The organism is Paraclostridium dentum (assembly GCF_012922555.1).
Classification (GTDB): Bacteria; Bacillota; Clostridia; order Peptostreptococcales; family Peptostreptococcaceae; genus Paraclostridium; species Paraclostridium dentum.
On record NZ_WIPK01000138.1, the window covers coordinates 1 to 413 of the forward strand.

The window sequence follows — 413 nt, forward strand, 5'->3', positions numbered from 1 at the left end:
GCGAAACATGCCGGCTAAAGGACCTCTGCAGTCTGTCCAGGTGTTCGGGCGCAAAAAAACAGCCACGGCTGTAGCGCACTGTAAGCGAGGGAATGGACTGATTAAAGTCAACGGCAGACCGCTGGAGACCATCGAGCCGGCCACTCTGCAGTACAAGCTGCTGGAGCCGGTCCTGCTGTTGGGAAAGGAACGCTTTGCTGGTGTAGATATCAGAGTGCGTGTGAAGGGCGGAGGACATGTTGCACAAGTCTATGCGATCCGTCAGGCCATCTCCAAAGCCCTGGTGGCGTACTACCAGAAGTACGTGGACGAGGCATCCAAGAAGGAAATAAAGGACATCCTGATCCAGTATGACAGAACTCTGCTGGTTGCTGATCCACGCCGCTGCGAGTCCAAGAAGTTCGGAGGTCCAG

The 413-nt window shown here is 55.4% G+C and carries 1 protein-coding gene; it reads left to right on the plus strand.

Going from position 1 to position 413, the window contains the following annotated elements; translation table 11 throughout:
- A partial coding sequence (locus tag GFJ41_RS21165) for a 40S ribosomal protein S16 (RefSeq protein ID WP_206001617.1) occupies positions 1–413 on the plus strand: 413 nt, incomplete at both ends.